Raw genomic sequence first — 20,679 nt, forward strand, 5'->3', positions numbered from 1 at the left:
TGCTTTGATTTTCTATTTTATATCAAGAAAAAAATCATCATTTTCTTTAACAGTAAATTCAAATCATAACTGGTATTATTTTTAAACTAGTTCTTATACTCACCAAAGAGTTCAATTAGTTTTTTTCTTCTGTATTCGAATATTTCATTGAGTTTTGGTTTTACAATAATAGGATGAACCATCTGACCAATAATTCCCATTGGAATTTTATAATCTATAATATCTTCCATTTCAACTCCCCCAGGTATTTCATTTAAAAAATGTTTATGATGCCAAAGTGAGTAAGGTCCAAATCGTTGTTCATCTACAAAGTATTTTTTATCTTCAACATGAGTAATTTCCGTTACCCATTTTGTAGGTATACCCATTACAGGAGTAACAATATACTGTATAATTTGACCAGGATACATTAACTTTTCGTTACCTGAAAGTATATTAAACCCCATATAGTCTGGAGTAATTTTTTTTAAATTAGTTGGATTAGATAAAAATGACCATGCTTCTTCAATAGAAATGGGTAAATTTTGCTTGGTATGAAGTCTATATATTTTCATAATTACTTTTTTGTTTAACAAATATACAAAAATATTAAACAAAATAATTTTAATTTTAGGAATAGCTTAACATATTCATTGTACATTTTTAGTAATTTCGTAAAAAACAAAGTATCACCAAAATATTAATAAAAAAACAAAAATGAAAAAGGTATTTATTATGGCGTTGTTAGCGTTTTCTTCGCTAACTATTAATGCTCAAGTAGAAACACCGCAAGCAAGTCCATCTTCAAAAGTGGAACAAACTGTAGGTTTAACAAATGTATCGATTGATTATTCTAGACCAGGAGCAAAAGGTAGAACAGTATATGGAGATTTAGTTCCTTATGGTAAGAATTGGAGAACTGGAGCAAATGCAAATACAGTTATTACATTTGATGAAGATATCAAAGTGAATGGTCAAGAATTGAAAAGAGGTAAATATGCTCTTTATACAACTCCAAAGGCAGACTCTTGGGATGTTATTTTTTACTCGGCAACAGATAATTGGGGTTTACCTAAAACATGGGACGAGAGTAAAGTTGCGTTAAGAACAACAGTTAAACCAGAAACTTTAAATAAACCTGTTGAATCTTTTACAATATCATTAAATAATTTATCAAACGATAGTGCAACTCTAGATTTAGCTTGGGAAAGAACAATGGTTTCTGTTCCTTTTACTGTTCCTACGAATAAAGTAGCAATGAACAGCATAGAAAAAGCTTTAGCTGGACCAAGTGCAGGAGATTATTTTTCTGCTGCTCAATATTTTTATCAAACAGAAAATGATTTAAATAAAGCATTAACTTGGATTAATAATGCAGTGAGTTTAACTCCAGAAGGAAAAGATACTCCTTTTTGGTATTTACGTTTGAAGTCTTTAATTCAAGCAAAATTAGGAGATAAAAAAGGAGCAATTGCTACTGCAAAATCATCTTTAGATGGAGCTAAAAAAGCAGGTAATGGTGATTATGAAAAAATGAATAAAGATAGTATTGCTGAATGGTCTAAATAAGAGTATTCGCTTTACGTTTCTATAAAAAATGCCGTTTGATTATCAAACGGCATTTTTTATGTAATTATCTTATTAAGTTGTAATTCTACTATTTGAATTTATCTTTCTTCATAATATATAATATCAAGTAGATATGTGTTTTGAACCAAAGTAGTGCCAATCTGAAAATACGTAGTATCATTAATGAAATTTTTAATATCATATTTCATTTCGTTACTCACAGAAATATTCGCTTTGTTCTTTTGTAGAATGTCTTTTTCGATTTTACTTAATAGCGTTGGGTATCTTGTGTTCGATTTTAAAAACGTAATAATCTCTAATAAGTAATCATTTTTATTAAATTTTTTCGCATCGACATTTACTTTATTTATTGTAAATCGCAATGTAAAATCATCACAACCATGTGTTTCAGCAGTAATTTTAGTATTTTCAGAGTTGTATTCTTCAGTTTGCTGATTTAACAAACAATAATTTATATAATACTCTCTTTTAACATCAACATTAGTATTAAAAATGAATTGATTCTTCATTTCATCCGTCTTACAAGATGATACTGTTTTTATATGATTAATTGGATCATAAGCCAAAGAAACTATTCTGTCTGAGAATACTTCTCCATTTACACCATTTAAAACGGCTCTTATTTTAACAATTTCATTTTCGACTTCTACGAGTGTAAATTCTTGATAGCCTTCTGAAAATTGTTTATAGCTAATAATCTCAATTGTATTTCCATTAATTTGAATTATGCCTAGGTTAATTTCCGATCTTAATCTACTTTCTATAAATAGCGTTGCAAAAATGTCTGGAATTCCGTCTTTATTAAAATCACCAATTGAATTCTTCAAAAATCTTATTTCGGAAATTGAAAATTTTTCATTTGAATAATATGGATCAACTTTCCATTCTAACATTTTTCCCTGATTATATTGGGATAGGTTAGTATTTTCTTGATTTAAGTTTATTTTTTTTAAATTTTCAAACTCTTTTAGAATCTTTCTTTTTTGAGCATTACCAATTAAACTAAATAGAAGTAAAAAGAGTAATAGTAACTTATTTTGATGTATTTTCATTTTCTAATAAATCCAATTCATTTAGTTCTAAGTGCTTATTATTTCTTTTTTTCTATTATTCAATAGGAATTGAAAGAATAATGATAGGATAATAGTTAATACTACTCCAATAAAATTCAACCACAAATAACTTAGTTTTTCACTATCATTTGGTTGAATGTGTATTGTGAAATAATAAATTATAAAAATAATTAGTTGACTCAAACATGCACCAATGAAAATTGCTTGTCCTTTAATATATTTAATATAGAAACCAACTAAAAATATTCCTAAAACAGTTCCATAAAATACCGAACCAATAATGTTTACTAATTGAATTAAGTTTTCAAACAATGAGCTAATACAAGCAAAACCAATGGCTACAACACCCCAAAATAGAGTGAACCATTGTGTTGCATATACATAATGTTTATCTGATTTTTCTTCAACATTTCGTTTATAAATATCTATTGCAGTAGTTGCCGCAAGAGAATTTAGCCCGGAAGCACTTGAAGACATCGCTGCACTAAAAATTACAGCCAAAAGTAATCCTAATAGTCCCTTTGGTAAATAATGTAATATAAAATACAAGAAAACATAATCCTTATCATTGGTCTCAGAAGCAGTATCTACTTTTTTAATGATTTCTTTTGCATTTTCTCTCAATTCTTTTTCCTTTAAAGAAAGAGCAACCATTTGCTTACGAAGCGTTGGATTATCAAAATCATTATGTTGTAATTGTTCAATATAAATTTTATTGACAACTTGTTTTTCTTCATTGATGTAGGCTAATTTTTCTTCTAAATCTTCATAATTCTCTTTATAATTAGATTCTTTTACTTTTGTTACATTATTTGGATTGAAATGTAAAGGAGTGTCGTTAAATTGAAAAAACACAAACACTAATACACCAGTTAAAAGTATAAAAAACTGCATTGGAACCTTTAAAATACCATTCATGATTAACCCCATTTGGCTCTCTTTTACAGATTTTCCAGATAAATAGCGTCCAACTTGCGATTGATCGGTTCCAAAATAGGATAACATTAAGAAAAATCCACCAGTTATTCCACTCCAAAAGGTATACCTTGTTTCTGGATTATAAGAAAAATCTAAAATATCCATTTTACCATTTGCACCTGCAATATGCAAGGCGTTAGAAAAATCTAAATCTTCGGGTAAATAATCAAGGATTAAGAAAAAGGTAATAAACATTCCCAATAGAATGATAAACATTTGATGCTTTTGAGTAACATTTACGGCTTTAGTTCCTCCAGTTACAGTATAAATTATTACAAGTGAACCGATAATAATATTCAACATTGTTAAATTCCAACCTAATAATGCAGAGAGAATAATTGAAGGTGCATATATAGTTATACCTGTTCCTAAACCTCTTTGAATAAGAAATAATATAGCCGCTAATGTTCTTGTTTTAACATCAAAACGTTGCTCTAGGTATTCATAGGCTGTAAATACTTTTAATTTATGATATATAGGAATAAAAGTATAGGCAATAACAATCATTGCAAGAGGTAAACCAAAATAGAATTGAACAAATCCCATTCCATCATGATAGGCTTGTCCAGGTGTTGATAAAAAGGTAATAGCACTTGCTTGTGTTGCCATTACCGATAATCCAACGGTAAACCAAGGTGTTTCGTTATTATCAAGTAAATAGTCCTTAACGTTAGCGCTTCCTTTTGTTTTTAGAGCACCATAAATAACTATAAAAAGTAGGGTACATGAGAGTACGATCCAATCTAAATATTCCATATTATGAGTAAACTTCCATTAAAATAAAGAAAATTAATATATATAAAGCGTTTAAAAACAATACATAATTATAACTTTTCTTCCATTGATATTTTTCTTTCATCCTCTTAATTATTTGTCAAGTGAAATTAAATTGGCTAGCAATCTATAAGCTCCAGAGACACCTACTGGTAATTCCCTAAAGAAACTTAATCCAGTATAAATATAATTTCCTTTTCCGTGTTTTGCAATTAATAATGCACCTTCTTTTTGTTTCTCACCCGAATCGGCCGATGATAGGATAGGAGTGAATGCTCTATTCCATTTGCTAGGATAGTATAAGCCTTGTTCTTGTACCCAATTCTCAAAGTCTTTGCTAGTTATTTTGTTTGGAGTGTTTAAAACAGGATGCTTTGGATTAACAAAAGAAACTTTAGCATTTTCATTCGTAACTCTGTCTCTTGATATTTTCAAATCATATGGAGCAACTTCTTCTGTTAATAAACCACTTGTTGTATTATATTGTACAATAAGATTTCCGCCATTTTCAACATATTGAAATAAATCTTTATTTTTAAATTTCAATTCTTCAATAGTATTGAAAGCTCTAATACCTAGAATGATAGCGTCATAATTAGTCAAGTTTTCGATAGAAATTTCACTCGGATTTATATATGTAATTGTATAACCAATATTTTCTAAATATTTTCCAACTTCATCTCCTGCACCTATAATATAACCAATATTTTTACCTTTTGTTTGAATGTCTAATCGTACTAATTTACCTTCTGATGGTTGTAAAATAGTTTGCTTTGGAATATGATCGTATTTTATTTCAACACATTCCAATTGATGTTTTTCTGTATTCGTCTGAATTTCAACAGAAAAATCGGTATTACTCTCATTGCTTGGAGGGAAAATTTTAAATGTTATTGTTTTTTCTTCATTTTCTCTTTCTATTGAAAACTGAATTTCATTGGGTTCAACTTTCCAATTTGAATCCACTATTAATTTGGCTATTCCAGAACTATTGGCTTTATTTGATTTTAGCTTTACTTGAATTTCTTTCGGATTGTTTGTATTAAAAATGGATACTTTATTTACAATTTCAGAAGTTACTTCTGGTAAAACTGAAAAAGGAATATATGTTTCTCCTTTTTCTGGATCATTCTTTTTGAAAACTAAATTCTTTATAAAATCAATTTTATGTCCTTCTATTTCTATAGAAAAAACCACAGGAAATTGTAATTTTTCTTCAGGATAAATTCGGATGGCTTTATTAGAAACTTGATACATTCCAACTGTTGGCTTTTCTTTTAACCAGAATAGATTAGAATATTCAACAGTATTTGGTATAATGAATTTTTTCTCTTCGAACTTGATTGTTTCGTTGTTTGAAAGTGTTTCAGATTTATTTTGTACTCCTTGGTTTAGAATGTTATAACTAAGAAGTTTAATGTTGTTATTACTTCTATTAATTGCTTCAAAAAATATACTTATAGATTCGTTTTTTGTTCCATTTTCGCTTGAAGTAATGGCTTCAAGGTATAAACCGCTACAGGCTTCAATGATTTTTGAAATTTGTTTACTCTTGCTTTTTTTCCAATAGTTATTGTCTAAGTTTTGAATTAATGTATAGGCTTCAATCAATTTTGGAATATGACTTGATGGATTTGTAAAATTAAAGTTTTTTTCAATTTCATTTAGAATCTTTCCAATTGCTTCTCCACCTTTAATTCTATTCCATGAAGTATCAATTCCTTCAAATAAATTAGCACTATTTGGTAAACTACCTTTTAATATTTCTAAAAATTCTGTCTCACTTCCTCTAGATCCTGTTGAACCAAATCCTTGACATTTATGCTGACTACGACTTAAAGCAGCAATTTCATGATTACTTTTTCCTTTTAAAGGGTAATAAACATTTGCATTGAAAGATAATAAATTTGATTTATCTGCTCTTTCAAAAGCTTTTTCACTTCCATAAAACCACCAAGATGTATTAAAAAACACTCTACTTGGTTTATTATTCAGTTTTTCATAGGCTTCTAAACTTAACATTGCAGAAGCTGTATGATGTCCGTGAGTAGTTCCAGGTGTTCTATGGTTAAAACGATTGATAACAATATCGGGTTGAAATGTTTCCATTACTTGAATAACATCTTCTAATACTTGCTCTTTATTCCAAATTGAAAATGTTTCATTGGGCTCTTTAGAGTAACCAAAATCATTTGCACGAGTAAAAAATTGGTTTCCACCATCAATATTTCTTGCTGCTAATAGTTCTTGTGTTCTAATTGCTCCTAATTTTTCTCTTAATTCTGGTCCAATTAAATTTTGTCCACCATCTCCACGAGTTAATGATAAATAGGCTGTTTCCGCGTGGTAATGGTTTGAAAAATAAGTGATCAATCGTGTGTTTTCATCATCTGGATGTGCAGCTACATAAAGAACTTTTCCTAAAAAATTGAGTTTCTGAACGGCTTCATAAATTTCTGCTGCATTTGGCTTTTTCGGTGCTTGAGCATAGCTTATAGTAGAAGATAGAAATAGTAATAGCAAATATTTTTTTATCATTTTTTGTGATGTTTTTGAACCCGAATTAAAAATTAGGTCTAAATTTAAAAAAGGAAGATTTAATTACTTCCTTTTTAACAATATTTTGGGACTTTAGATTTTTCATAACAGTGAGAAATGTTTTACATTTTATTTTAATCTGTAAATTCTTTATCTTCAAAAGTAGATTTGATAATCAGAATTCCTTTTTGCATTAATAAATTATTAGGATAAGTAACTAGTTCGTTATCAGTTTTTTTTAATATAATGTAAAAAGCTTTTATGTCTTGTATTTCTCCTTCAAGTGGAAAGTCTTTGTCCATAATTTTTATTTTATCTCCAATTTTAAAAGGATAGGAGAAAAATAGAATTATTCCAGCAGTTATATTACTTAATAATGACCATTGCGCAAAGGCTGCAACACCAATAACAGCGAAAACGGAAGAAATGAATAGGAAAATTTGCTCTTTTTTTACACCCCAAATAATAATAATCGTAAAAATTGCTAATAATCCTAGGAGTATATTTACATATTTTATAACAAGGTTTGTTCTGTGTTCTAATGACTCGTTTAGTTTCGCAGATTTTTTTATTATTTCTGATGCAAAAACTCTTAAAAATAGAAGTACACAAATGACTATGAAAGTAAATATTTCTTCTTGTAGATAAGGGTTTTCTAAATATTTAAGCATAAGAAAGTAATTTTGTATATACTTTTTCAACAGGAAGACCAACAACATTACTATATGAACCTTCAATTTTTGTAATTGCAATTAAACCAATCCATTCTTGTATTCCATAAGAACCAGCTTTATCAAATGGTTTGTAATTGTCTAAATAATAGTTAATTTCAGAAGTTGCTAATTCTTTGAAAGTTACTTTCGTTACCTCATGTATTGTTTCAATTTTTTCACTAGTTTTGAATGAAACTGAGGTTATTACTTGGTGTGTTTTTCCAGACATAGAAGATAACATTTTAAAAGCATCTTCGTAATCTTTTGGTTTACCTAGAGCTTTTTCTTCATGCCAAACAATGGTGTCACTTGTAATTAAAAGATCATTTTTCGTAAGGTTTTCAAAAGCACTTGCCTTTAATTCTGATAAATAGTTTGTTATCTCTTCAGATTTTAAGTTTTTTGGATAAATTTCTTCAATTTCTTTTAATTGAATAGTGAAATCAACATCCATTTCTTTAAAAAACTGTTGTCTCCTAGGTGAACCAGAAGCTAAAATAATAGTGTATTTGTTTAATTTTTCTTTAAGCATTTTTGATTGAATAAGTAATTACAGCAATTGAAAGTATTCCAAAGAAAAGAACAATTTTTAAAACTAAACTTAAATGTTTGTAATCATGCTTTGTTTTTGCACTCCATAATTTAATCATGAAGTAGAGTAGTGGACCAACAATGAAAAGTAGTCCATAATATAATATATAGTTATAGTCTAATAAATTAGTGTTTATATAATAGAGCAATAATAAAATTGGAACTAAAGTTAATAAACTAATTATTCTTGCAGTTCTCTCTTTTCCTAAAAGTACGGGTAAAGTTTGAATTCCAGATGCATAATCGCCATCGGTATCTTCAATATCTTTAATAACTTCTCTTAAAAAGTTGATTATAAAAGCAAAAACTGCATAATCAAATAATACCCCAAAAGCTTGTTTCATTTGCGCTGTGTTTCCTTCATAAGTTGCAGGGAATAAATCGAAAACACCTAATATAATGATACTGAAAGATAGTATGAAAGCAACAGTTATATTACTAATTATTACAACCCTTTTTAAGTAGGTTGAATACACATATAATAATGCTGCAACGAAAATAAAGATGGTAAAAAGTCCTTTTTTTCCAACAACATTAGAAAGGTAAAAACCAATTCCGACACCTATTAAGTTTAGAGCTACATAAATATTATAGCCCATACTTTCCGAAACCGATTTGCCTATAATTCTATCTTTTGGCTTAGCAATTTCATCATTATCTTGATCCATGATATTATTGATAACATAACCAGCAGCAGCAATACAAACAGTCGAAAGCACTAACAATGCAAATTGAAAGTTTGATAGCGATAAAAAATTACCTGTTGGGGTTAAATTGGTAAGTGTAGCCGATTTTAAATAGGTATAACGAAAAAGTACTTGCATAAAAGCAAGCATTAGTAGGTTTTGAAAACGTATTAGTTTTAGGTATTTCATATTTTTTTAGTAATTAATTATGAGTAAATAATGATAAGTTAAAAAAATGACAACTTAAAATTAATCATATTTAGCATCAAAATGTTCCATCCATTTTCCTTGTACTTTCATTACTTGTTCAATCACATCACGAACGCAACCATTTCCTCCGTTAATATGGGAAATATACTTGCTTAAATTTTTAATTTCTGGAGCCGCATTTTGTGGACAAGTTGGTAACCCTACCAATTTCATTACATGATAATCCGGAATATCGTCACCCATATATAACACTTGTTCGGGTTTAATAGTGTAGATGTCAATAAATTCTTTGAATGTTTCCACTTTATCCGAAACGCCTAAATGAATATCAGTAATTCCTAAATTACGCAAACGAACACGAACCCCTTCATTACTTCCACCAGAAATAATACAAACGGTATAACCGTTTTCTACAGCTGCTTTCATGGCATAACCATCGCGAATGTTCATATTTCGAAGCATTTCACCTGTTTGAGTAACCTGAATAGTTCCGTCGGTAAGTACACCATCAACATCGAGGATGAATGTGGTAATTTCGTTCATTAATTCTTTATAGCTTTTAGACATTTTGTATCGATTGAGTTAATAATTTATAGAGTTCTTTATAGTTTGATTCCTGTAGAAAATCCATGTGTTTTTCTATGGTTTTAGTATCGTTTCTCAAAGCAGGTCCAGTTTGTGCTTCTTTTGGAGACAGTTGTGTTATTTTGTTAGCTGTTTCTATAATTAAAGGTTGCAAGATTTCAAAAGGCACTTTGTTTTCATTACAAATTTCATTGCCAATTTGATACAAATGATTGACAAAATTACACACAAAAACGGCAGCAACATGCAAACTTTTTCGTTGTTCGGATGAAATGGCATATGCTTTTTTAGAAATTAGGTCGGCCAATGCTTTCAAAATGGCATAATCTCTTTCATTTTCAGTTTCTAAACAAATGGGAATAGTTGAAAAATCTACAGCTTTAGACCTACTAAACGTTTGCAAAGGATAAAAAACACCTTTTCTATTCTTATTGTCTAAAACGGAAAGTTCAGAAGTACCAGATGTATGCACCACTAAACGATTTTTAAAAGGTAAATTACTTGCAACTTCTGCAATGGCATTATCAGAAACCGAAATAATATAGACATCTGCTTCTTTAATATCGTTATAAGTTGAAGTAATTTGGTTTTCAACAATTAAATGAGAAATGCTTTCTTTAGAACGAGCAAAAACCTGGACGATAGTTACTTCTTCTGTATTAAGCATTACTTTTAATAGGTGTTGGGCAACATTACCGCTACCAATAATTACAACTTTAATCATGAGGCTAAAATACTATTTTTTTAGAAAAGTAAATAGTTGCAGGAATGCAATATTTTGTTATTGTTAATTATAGGATTTATAAGTGCTTAATCGTTCTATTTGTAGTAATTTTGCACTTTTAAATTTATACTATGAAAAGAATATATTTTTTACTATTTGTTTTGTTCGGATTGCATATACAAGGGCAGATTGTTAATATTCCTGATGCGAATTTTAAAGCGAAGTTAACCACTTTAGGTATTGATACTAATAATGATGGAAATATTCAGGTATCGGAAGCTCATCAAGTTACTTATCTGAATGTGAGTGATCAAAATATTACTAATTTAACGGGTATTAATGAATTTATAAATTTAACATTCCTTAATTGTGCAGGAAATTCAATAATAACATTAAATTTAGATGGATTGAATAATTTAATTGAGTTAAATTGTACGAATAGTCATATTGCATCAATGAGCTTAAATGGATTAATAAATTTAAAAAAAATCACATGTATAGCTAATCAATTAATTACATTTGATGCTTCTGATCTTATTAGTTTAGAGGAATTATATTGTGATTCAAATGAGTTAACTACTTTAAATTTAAATAATTCAAAAAAATTGAAAAAAATATATTGTTGGGGAAATGAGCTAGAGAGTTTATTTTTAAAAAATGGATCAATTGAAACTTCAATTTCAATTATGGATAACCCTAATTTGAGTTATATTTGTTGTGATGATGATCAAGTAAATCAATTAGAACTTCTTACTACTCAAAATGGGATATTAAACTGCAATGTAAATTCTTATTGTTCTTTCACTCCTGGAGGTACTTTTTATGAAATAACAGGGAATTCAAAATTCGATTCTAATAATAATGGGTGTGATAATTTAGATTATAATTATTCAAATTTAAAATTTAATCAAACTGTTTCTAATAATTTAGTTGGTGTTTATATCACAAATCAATCAGGGAATTATTATATTCCAGTTCAAGCAGGTTCTCATACCATAACTCCAAATCTAGAAAACCCAAACTATTTCACTATTTCTCCAACCAATATTACAGTAGATTTTCCAACACAAACAAGTCCTTTTACTCAAGATTTTTGTGTTACTGCAAATGGTATTAATCACGATGTGGAAGTAATTGTTTTATCACTAGTTCCTGCTAGACCTGGCTTTGATGCTAAATATAAAATAATCTACAGAAATAAAGGAAATCAAGTTGAAAACGGAGCGATTACTTTTACTTATAATAATGCTGTTTTAGATTATGTATCAGCCAACCCAGTTTTTGATAGTCAAGGTACAGATACATTCACTTGGAATTATGCTAATTTAGAGCTTTTTGAAACTAGAGAAATTGAAGTGGTTTTCAATGTGAATTCACCAATGGAAACTCCAGCAGTTAATAATGGTGATCAATTGAATTTTACTGCACAAATTACTCCAATGGTTACTGATGAAGTACTTTATGATAATACTTCTGCGATTAAACAAACCGTTGTTGGTTCATATGACCCTAATGATAAAACATGTTTAGAAGGAGAAACTGTTGGTCCAGATATGATAGGCGAGTACGTTCATTATTTAATTCGTTTTGAAAATACAGGAACGTATCCTGCTGAAAATGTTGTGGTAAAAGACATGATTGATGTGTCTAAATTTGATTTAGCTACTTTAATCCCATTAAAAGGAAGTCATGAGTTTTATACTAGGATTAAGGATAATAAAGTAGAATTTATCTTTGAAAACATCAATTTAGACTTCAATGACGCTACAAATGATGGTTATGTGGCTTTCAAAATTAAAACAAAATCGACTTTAGTGCTTGGTGATACTTTTTCTAATGATGCTAATATCTATTTCGATTATAACTTTCCAATTACAACGAATACTTATACAACTACGATTCAAGCTTTAAGTATACAAGACTTCGATTTTAATTCAAAATTTACGTTATATCCAAACCCTGTGCAAGATGTTTTACATTTCAATTCAAAAGAGAATTTAGAAATTCAATCGGTTGAAATTTATAATATGTTAGGACAAATTGTAATTTCTGTTCCTAATAGTACTACTTCGGTAGACGTTTCTAGCTTAAAATCAGGTAATTATTTCATAAAAGTGAATACAGAACAAGGTATTTCAAATACAAAATTTATAAAGGAGTAATTCTTTTCTTATAAAAAATGTTAAAATTTATTTAAATCCCAATTTTTCATCGAATTGGGATTTTTGCTTTAAAAAACTCTTTTTTTTTAACTGTTAACAGAAAAATTTTCTACTAATTATTTTAAAAATATTTTTATAGTTAATTAAATATTTTTTTCGCAATGAAAATTTACATTTTATGACTTTTCTTTAATGAAAGTGAATATTGAAGGTGTTTTTTTACACATAATTTAATATACATTTGCAGTCCCAAATATTTACATATGAGAAAATTATACTTTTTATTTATTGTTTTATTATCAGGATTGTTTTTACAAGGTCAAAACGTAAATTTATCTGATACAAATTTTAAGACTAGATTATTAGCAGCAAACGAGAATAATACTGTTGCAAAAAATTTATCTGGCGAATGGTTTAAAATTGATTCTAATAATGATGGTAAAATTCAAATTTTTGAAGCAGAAGAAGTTACTTATTTAAATGTTTCAAATGCTGATATTTCTGATTTAACAGGAATTGAAAGTTTTATTAGTTTGAAAGAATTAAACTGTTTGAGAAATCAAATTACAAATTTAGAAATTACTACTTTATTAAAATTAGTTACTTTAGATTGTAGATATAATCCAATTTCTTCTTTAGATTTTTCAAACTTGGTAAACATTAAGAAAATAAACTGTTCTCAAACACAATTATCTTATTTAAATTTAAAAAATAATAATCCAAGTTGGATTGAATTACAATTAGAAAACACTCCAAACTTAGAATATATTTGTGCTAATCAAGAAGATATTACTTGGATTCAAGATCGTTTAAATCAATTCGGGTATACAAATTGTAATGTAAATAGTTATTGTAATTTCACTCCAGGTGGACAATTTTATCAAATAACAGGAAACATTAAATTTGATTCAAACAATGATGGTTGTGATGTTTCAGATATAAATTTTTCAAACTTAAATTTTTCAATTTCTAACGGAAATGAATCAGGTAACTTTATAGCGAATCAATCAGGTAATTATGCAATTTCTGTTGATGAAGGTTCTTATACTATCACTCCAACTTTAGAAAATCCTTCATATTTTACAATTACTCCTAACCAGATCCTTGTTGATTTTCCAACAATGTCTAGTCCAGTAATGAAAGACTTCTGTGTAACTGCAAACGGTATTCATTCTGATGTTGAAGTATATGTTTTACCTTTGGATGCTGCAAGACCAGGTTTTGAAGCACGATATAAAATTGTATTTAGAAATAGAGGTACAGAAGTTGAAAGTGGAAACATAAGTTTTACACACAACAATACAGTAACAACTTTTGATTCTTCATTGCCAAGTTATGGTAATCAATCTACAAATGGTTATGAATGGAGTTATTCTGACTTACAGCCTTTTGAAACAAGAGAAATAACAATTGTTTTGAAAGTAAACTCTCCATCTGCTATTCCTTCAGTTAATATTGATGATGAATTGAGTTATACAGCTGTTATTACGTCTAACAATGTAGACGAAACTCCAAATAATAATACATTTACATTAGATCAAACGGTTGTTGGTTCTTATGACCCAAATGATATAACATGTTTAGAAGGTGAGACTGTTTCTCCTGAAGTGGTTGGGAAGTATGTTCATTATATGATTCGTTTTGAAAATATGGGAACATTTGCTGCAGAAAATGTTGTAGTTAAAGATTTAATTGATGCACAAAAATTTGACATTTCTACTTTAGTTCCTTTAGATGCAAGTCATGATTATTATACTTCAATTGAAAACGATAATGTAGAATTCATTTTTGAAAATATTGATTTAGATTATAATGATACTTCTAATGACGGTTATATTTCTTTTAAAATAAAAACAAGATCTGATTTAGGAGTTGGGGAAACATTCTCTAATGAGGCAGATATTTATTTTGATTTTAACTTTCCAGTGAATACAAACAAGTATACTACAACTATTGAAGCTTTAAAATCGGAAAGTTTTGAATTTAGTAATTATTTTACTTTATATCCAAATCCTGCGAAAAACACTATAAGTTTAGATTCGAAAGTAAACATAGAAGTTACATCAATCGAAATTTATAATATTGTTGGTCAATTAGTAATTTCAGTTACTAATGATACAAATACTATAGATGTTTCTAGATTAACGAAAGGAAATTACTTTGTTAAAATACAAACTGAAAATGGAACTACGAATACTAAATTTATTAAAGAATAATTAGTTCGTACTAGCTGTTAAAAACACTTTCTTAAAATAATATATCCCGTTTGGAAATTTCTAAACGGGATATTTGTTTTATAAGCAAATCTCTATATTTAACCCCTTTGATGTAATTAATGAAAAAGATGCTAGTTTTAGTGTTTTTGTAGAGTAAAAACAGGATAAAGTTTCTCGTTGCGCTTCGTATTCGAAGAAACGTATATCAAAAACAAATTGTAACCAACGAATTATATTCTAAAAATGAAAAGCCCCATTTAGAAAAAATTCTAAACAGGGCTTTTGTTGGTATTGCATTGAATATTATCTAAGAGTTGCTCCTAATTGTTTTTCAAAATTAGTTAACAATTTACTCATTATTTTTTCAATTTCTTTATCGTTCAAAGTTTTGTTTTCATCTTGAATAGTGAAACTAACTGCATATGATTTTTTACCTTCTGGTAAATTTTTCCCTTCATAAACATCGAATAAATTGATGTTTTTTAATAGTTTTTTCTCCGTTTGTTTTGCAATTTTGAAAACCTCTTCAAATGAAGTGCTTTGGTCTAATAAAAGTGCTAAATCTCTTCTAACTTCTGGATATTTAGGAATATCAGTAAACTTCATTTTATTAGAAATATACTTTTGAATTTTTCCCCAATCAATATCTGCATATAAAACATCTTGCTTAATATCGAAATGTTTTAAGATAGATTTTTTAACTGTACCAAACTCAACAATTGTTTCTTTTCCAACAGCTAAACTAATTCCTTCAGCGAAAACATCGTTTTCAATGGGTAAGCTAGAAAGTTTAGTATCTAAACCAATACGAGATAGTATAGAGTTTATATAGCCTTTAAATAAGAAAAAATCAGATTTTTGTTGTGTTTGTGCCCAACTTTCTTCTGTTCTGTTTCCTGTTGCGAATAGTGTTAAATGTTTATTCTCTTCGTATCCTGAAGGCAAGTTGTGATAGGTCTTTCCAAATTCGTATAACTTTAAATCGCTTCGTTTTCTGTTAATATTAAATGAAATAGATTCTAAACCAGAAAATAACATAGATTGACGCATGGTCGATAAATCATTACTTAATGGGTTTAACATTACAACATTAAACTCTTCCTTTAAATTTTCTGATAATTTCACATAATCAGGTGTTGTTAAAGAGTTTGCCATCATTTCGTTGAAACCAACAGCACATAATTGATCTGAAATTATGTTTTGTACTTTATATTCTTCTGTTCTTGAAGAATTAGAAATAGTAGCGTTTAATTTTTCTGTAAATTGAATATTATTATAACCGTAAACTCTTAAAATTTCTTCTATTACATCAATTTCTCTTTGCACATCAACTCTGTATGAAGGAATCATTAATCCTAAACCAGATTCTGTTACATTGGTTACTTTAATGTCTAAGGAAACTAAAATTTTCTTGATGGTTTCTTTAGGAAGTTCTTCACCAATTACTTTAGTTATTTTTTCAAAATTTATAAAAACTTGAAAATCTTCTATTTTTTTAGGATAAATATCCACAATATCTGATGTAATTTCTCCACCAGCTACTTCTTGAATTAATAAAGCCGCTCTTTTTAAAGCATAAGCAGTAATCGAAGGATCTATTCCTCTTTCAAATCTAAAAGAAGCATCAGTGTTTAAAGCATGTCTTTTTGCTGTTTTTCTAACAGAAACAGGATTAAAATAGGCACTTTCTAAGAAAATAGCAGTTGTATTCTCTGAAACACCAGAATCTTTCCCTCCAAATACACCTGCAATACACATTGGTCCATCTGCATGGCAAATCATTAAATCATCCGCATCCAATGTTCTTTCAACATCATCTAAGGTTGTAAATTTTGTTCCAGCTTCTATAGTTTTAACGACAACTTTATTACCTTTAATTTTGTTAGCATCGAAAGCATGTAATGGCTGACCTAATTCATGTAGTACATAGTTTGTAACATCTACAATATTATTCTTTGGAGTTAAACCAATTGCTTTGAGTCTATTTTGTAACCAACCTGGTGAAGGTTTTACTGTAATATCTGAAATGGTTACACCACAATAACGTGGCGCTAATTTTTCATCTTCTACAGAAACATCAATTTTTAAAGTTCTTTTATCTACTCTAAAATTACTTACCGATGGTGTAATTAATTCTAATATTTTATCTTTTAATACTAATCCAGCTTTTAAATCTCTAGCTACTCCAAAATGGCTCATAGCATCGGCACGATTAGGTGTTAAACCTATTTCAAATACTTCATCTACTTCGATGTTGAAGACATCTTTTGCTAAAGTTCCAGGCTTTAAAGTAGTATCAAGAATCATAATTCCATCATGACTTTCTCCAATTCCTAATTCATCTTCAGCACATATCATTCCGTGACTTTCTTGTCCTCTAATCTTTCCCTTTTTTATTTCGAAAGATTTTCCTTCTTTATCATATAGTTTCGTTCCAATTGTAGCAACTGGTACTTTTTGTCCTGCAGCAACGTTTGGAGCACCACAAACAATTTGTACTGGCTCTTTTCCGTCTCCTAAGTCTACAGTGGTAATTTTCAATTTATCTGCATCAGGATGTTTTTCACAAGTAAGTACATGTCCAACAACAATTCCTTCAAGACCTCCTTTTAAACTTTCATATTTATCTACACCTTCAACTTCTAATCCTAAATCTGTAAGTAATGAAGCAGTGTCTTCTGAATTCCAGTCTATTTTAATAAACTGCTTTAACCAATTGTATGAAATACGCATTTTGTATCGAATTTTAAAGTAGCAAATATAGGTATTGTAGCTTTTAGTTTAAAATATATTTTAAGTAAAATGTTTTTTCTTATCCATTGGTTCTTTAATAATTATAAGGTGCTTATATTATTGTTTTTACAAAATTTTAATGTTAAAATTATCAAAATATCAATTTTATGCTATAAAATGAATAGAATGTGCTATTGATAGTTGTTAATAGAAATTAAATTTGAAATAATAAAAAAATAGATACAGATGAATACTATAATTGAAAGACCAAAATTTAAAGAAAAGTATGGTAATTATATTGGAGGAAAATTTATTGCACCTATTTCGGGACAATATTTTGATGTTTATTCTCCCATAGATGGTAAAGTTTTTACGAAAGCTGCACATTCGTCTAAAGAAGACTTGACTCTTGCAGTTGATGCCGCTAGTGAAGCTTTTAAAACTTGGAGTCGTGTTTCGGCAACTGAAAGAAGTAATTTGTTACTTAAAATAGCTCAGGTTATGGAAGATAATTTGAGTTATTTAGCTGCTGTTGAAACTGTAGATAACGGAAAAGCAGTTAGAGAAACACTAGCCGCCGATTTACCACTTGCTATAGATCATTTTAGATATTTTGCAGGTGTTATCAGGGCAGAAGAAGGTTCTTTAAGCGAACTTGATGAAAACACCGTTTCTCTTGTGGTTAATGAGCCAATTGGGGTTGTAGCCCAAATTATTCCATGGAACTTCCCAATTTTAATGGCAGTTTGGAAATTAGCTCCTGCTTTAGCTGCAGGTAATTGTGTTGTTTTAAAACCCGCTGAGAACACTCCAATTTCAATATTAGTTTTAATGGAATTAATAGGGGATTTGTTACCAGCAGGTGTTTTAAATGTTGTTAATGGTTTTGGAGCAGAGCTTGGAAGAGCTTTAGTCACAAATCCTAAAGTTGCCAAAGCTGCTTTTACAGGTTCAACAGCTACTGGGCGTTTAGTAATGCAGTATGCAACCGAAAATATTATTCCTGTAACGCTTGAATTGGGTGGAAAATCTCCAAATGTATTTTTTCCATCTGTGATGGATCATGATGATGCCTTTTTGGATAAAGCTATTGAAGGTGCTGTTTTATATTGCTTAAACCAAGGAGAAGTTTGTACTTGTCCGTCTCGATTATTAATTCATGAAGATATCTATGATAAATTTATCGCACGTGTTTTAGAACGAATTGCAGCTATAAAAATTGGAAATCCTTTAGATTCAACAGTTATGATGGGTGCGCAAGCCTCTAAGGTGCAAAAAGATAAAATTATGTCCTATCTAAAACTAGGAAAAGAAGAAGGAGCAGAGTTGTTAATTGGTGGTAATGAAAATATTTTAGAGGGTGATTTAAGAGATGGCTATTATATTCAGCCAACAGTATTTAAAGGACACAATAAAATGAGAATTTTTCAAGAAGAAATCTTCGGTCCTGTTTTAGCAGTAACAACTTTTAAAACCACAGAAGAAGCTTTAGAAATTGCCAATGATTCAATATATGGTTTGGGTGCTGGTGTTTGGACACGCGATGCACATGAACTATATCAAGTGCCTAGAGGAATTAAAGCAGGTAGAGTTTGGGTAAATCAATACCATTCTTATCCAGCAGGTGCACCATTTGGGGGCTATAAGCAATCGGGTGTTGGAAGAGAGAACCATAAAATGATGCTTGATCATTACCGACAAACTAAAAATATGTTGATCTCTTACGATAAAAACAAGTTAGGTTTTTTTTAGCAGAATTTGGCCCAATGTAAAAATTGGGCTTAATTATTAATATAATAGTTTATGGGAAAAATTAAAAGATTAGATGTTACAGCAAATGCTCTTGAACTTATTCAAACTTTAGAAAATAGATTCGGAGATTTAATGTTTTATCTGTCTGGAGGTTGTTGTGAAGGAACGCAACCGCAATGTTTTGAAAAAGGTACTTTGTTTACAAGGTCTGGAGACGTTTGTATTGGACAAATAAATGGTTTTGATTTTTGGGTAGATAAAGATTTATTTGAATACTGGAAACATGCTCATTTTACTTTGGATGTTATGAACGGAATTGGAGCTGGTGGTTTTTCTTTAGAAACTCCTTTTAATAAAACATTTATTCTAAAATATCGAATTTTTAATGATGATGAATTAAATGATTTAGAACCTGTGCGTTTTAGTAGCTATGATTAATTTGAAAAATGCATTAATTGGTATTGTTTTGGAGTTACTCCTTCATGCTTTTTGAACAAGCGAATAAAGTAATTACAATCTTCAAAACCAGTAGCATAGGAAACTTCATTAATTTGAATTTTTGGGTTACTTAATAATTTTTTCGCAAATTTTATTTTTTCATTTAATATATATTCAATTGGACTCATTCCTAATTCTCTTTTGAAATTTCTATAGAATGATGCTGTACTCATACAAGCTTCATTGCTTAACTCTTTCATTTGTATAGGATTATGAATGTTGTTTTTTACATATTGAATACTAGCCATTATTGGACTATCAATATCAATAACTTTTATATCATCAAATCGTTTAACCGTTTGGGTTTGAATAATTCGTATTATTAATTCTTGTAACGTTAAATCGGCAAGCGCATCTTTTGTAATAGATGTGCCCATACATTCTTTAATTAACTTATTAATAGTATTTGTTAATTCTATATTATTATAAAAGAAATAGTTTTCATAGTCCAATTTCCAATGATTATTATTCCCTTCTTTAGGATATCTTTCATTTAAAAAAGTAAGAGTGTCTGTAATTACTTTACTATCTATCGCCAATGCAATACATTGTGTAGGTGTCGCTTTTGATGCTTCAGGGAAATCTATTTTCATTTCAACGTTTGAAGGTACAATTACCGTTTCACCAGGTAAATATTCAAATTGAGGATCATCAAGTAAATGCATTATTTTTTTACCTCTTAACATGCTTGTCACTACTAAATCATTAAATTTTAAAGGAACTAAATCCGATTTTTGATAGGTTTCAAAAATGTTTAATTCGCAATGTTCTAATGAAAAAATAGTTCTATTCTCTACTAATGTTTTTAAAGATTTTTCATTAGTCAGTTTTGGTGTATCAAGTAAATTTCTAATCGACATGAAAGCAGTTTTATTTG

At 28.9% G+C, this 20,679-nt stretch carries 16 protein-coding genes; 5 read left to right on the forward strand and 11 right to left on the reverse strand.

Annotated elements, in window-relative coordinates:
• Positions 1-86 precede the first annotated feature (86 nt).
• Complete coding sequence (locus L2Z92_RS16610; protein WP_236455639.1) at positions 87-554, reverse strand: SRPBCC family protein; 468 nt, start codon at positions 552-554, stop codon at positions 87-89.
• Positions 555-696: 142 nt separating this feature from the next.
• Between L2Z92_RS16610 and L2Z92_RS16615 the strand changes: the two genes are divergently transcribed.
• Complete coding sequence (locus L2Z92_RS16615) at positions 697-1,548, forward strand: DUF2911 domain-containing protein (RefSeq protein WP_236455640.1); 852 nt, start codon at positions 697-699, stop codon at positions 1,546-1,548.
• Positions 1,549-1,646: 98 nt separating this feature from the next.
• Here the strand turns inward: L2Z92_RS16615 and L2Z92_RS16620 are convergent, their stop codons facing one another.
• The 8 genes from L2Z92_RS16620 to L2Z92_RS16655 all read right to left on the reverse strand — a co-directional run bounded on the left by L2Z92_RS16620 (position 1,647) and on the right by L2Z92_RS16655 (position 10,441).
• Entirely contained in the window at positions 1,647-2,621 is a 975-nt protein-coding gene (locus L2Z92_RS16620) for a hypothetical protein (RefSeq protein ID WP_236455641.1), read from the reverse strand.
• A gap of 27 nt (positions 2,622-2,648) precedes the next feature.
• Positions 2,649-4,376, reverse strand: a complete 1,728-nt coding sequence (locus L2Z92_RS16625) for a sodium:solute symporter (protein WP_236455642.1) — start codon at positions 4,374-4,376, stop codon at positions 2,649-2,651.
• 111 nt (positions 4,377-4,487) lie between these two features.
• A complete protein-coding gene (locus L2Z92_RS16630) occupies positions 4,488-6,932 on the reverse strand; it encodes a PIG-L family deacetylase (protein WP_236455643.1) in 2,445 nt (814 codons plus the stop codon).
• Positions 6,933-7,066: 134 nt separating this feature from the next.
• Positions 7,067-7,603, reverse strand: a complete 537-nt coding sequence (locus L2Z92_RS16635; RefSeq protein ID WP_236455645.1) for a mechanosensitive ion channel family protein — start codon at positions 7,601-7,603, stop codon at positions 7,067-7,069.
• Complete coding sequence (locus tag L2Z92_RS16640; RefSeq protein ID WP_236455647.1) at positions 7,596-8,177, reverse strand: Maf family nucleotide pyrophosphatase; 582 nt, start codon at positions 8,175-8,177, stop codon at positions 7,596-7,598. Before L2Z92_RS16640 ends, L2Z92_RS16635 begins: the two co-directional genes overlap by 8 nt.
• On the reverse strand, positions 8,170-9,111 hold the full coding sequence (locus L2Z92_RS16645; protein WP_236455649.1) for a geranylgeranylglycerol-phosphate geranylgeranyltransferase: 942 nt from the start codon (positions 9,109-9,111) through the stop codon (positions 8,170-8,172). Before L2Z92_RS16645 ends, L2Z92_RS16640 begins: the two co-directional genes overlap by 8 nt.
• A 60-nt stretch (positions 9,112-9,171) precedes the next feature.
• Positions 9,172-9,699 carry a KdsC family phosphatase gene (locus L2Z92_RS16650; protein ID WP_236455651.1) on the reverse strand — a complete coding sequence of 176 codons (528 nt, stop codon included), beginning with the start codon at positions 9,697-9,699 and terminating at the stop codon, positions 9,172-9,174.
• Positions 9,692-10,441 (reverse strand): Rossmann-like and DUF2520 domain-containing protein, encoded by a 750-nt coding sequence (locus L2Z92_RS16655; RefSeq protein ID WP_236455653.1) that lies wholly within the window; start codon positions 10,439-10,441, stop codon positions 9,692-9,694. The genes L2Z92_RS16650 and L2Z92_RS16655 overlap by 8 nt, the downstream gene beginning before the upstream one ends.
• Positions 10,442-10,572: 131 nt before the next feature.
• Between L2Z92_RS16655 and L2Z92_RS16660 the strand changes: the two genes are divergently transcribed.
• A complete protein-coding gene (locus tag L2Z92_RS16660; RefSeq protein ID WP_236455654.1) occupies positions 10,573-12,603 on the forward strand; it encodes a DUF7619 domain-containing protein in 2,031 nt (676 codons plus the stop codon).
• A gap of 263 nt (positions 12,604-12,866) precedes the next feature.
• The gene (locus tag L2Z92_RS16665; protein ID WP_236455655.1) at positions 12,867-14,819 is read left to right on the forward strand and encodes a DUF7619 domain-containing protein; all 1,953 of its coding nucleotides are present in this window, start codon (positions 12,867-12,869) and stop codon (positions 14,817-14,819) included.
• 303 nt (positions 14,820-15,122) lie between these two features.
• On the opposite strand, the gene pheT is transcribed toward L2Z92_RS16665, so the two are convergent.
• On the reverse strand, positions 15,123-17,552 hold the full coding sequence (pheT, locus tag L2Z92_RS16670; RefSeq protein WP_236455656.1) for a phenylalanine--tRNA ligase subunit beta: 2,430 nt from the start codon (positions 17,550-17,552) through the stop codon (positions 15,123-15,125).
• 246 nt (positions 17,553-17,798) lie between these two features.
• Here pheT and L2Z92_RS16675 point away from each other — a divergent pair, with 246 nt between their 5' ends.
• Both L2Z92_RS16675 and L2Z92_RS16680 read left to right on the forward strand, forming a co-directional pair.
• On the forward strand, positions 17,799-19,304 hold the full coding sequence (locus tag L2Z92_RS16675) for an aldehyde dehydrogenase family protein (RefSeq protein ID WP_236455657.1): 1,506 nt from the start codon (positions 17,799-17,801) through the stop codon (positions 19,302-19,304).
• A gap of 51 nt (positions 19,305-19,355) precedes the next feature.
• A complete protein-coding gene (locus tag L2Z92_RS16680; RefSeq protein ID WP_236455658.1) occupies positions 19,356-19,742 on the forward strand; it encodes a DUF779 domain-containing protein in 387 nt (128 codons plus the stop codon).
• On the opposite strand, the gene L2Z92_RS16685 is transcribed toward L2Z92_RS16680, so the two are convergent.
• Positions 19,739-20,662 carry an AraC family transcriptional regulator gene (locus tag L2Z92_RS16685; RefSeq protein WP_236455659.1) on the reverse strand — a complete coding sequence of 308 codons (924 nt, stop codon included), beginning with the start codon at positions 20,660-20,662 and terminating at the stop codon, positions 19,739-19,741. The genes L2Z92_RS16680 and L2Z92_RS16685 overlap by 4 nt on opposite strands.
• Positions 20,663-20,679: the final 17 nt, after the last annotated feature.

The organism is Flavobacterium jumunjinense (genome assembly GCF_021650975.2).
Taxonomy (GTDB): Bacteria; Bacteroidota; Bacteroidia; order Flavobacteriales; family Flavobacteriaceae; genus Flavobacterium; species Flavobacterium jumunjinense.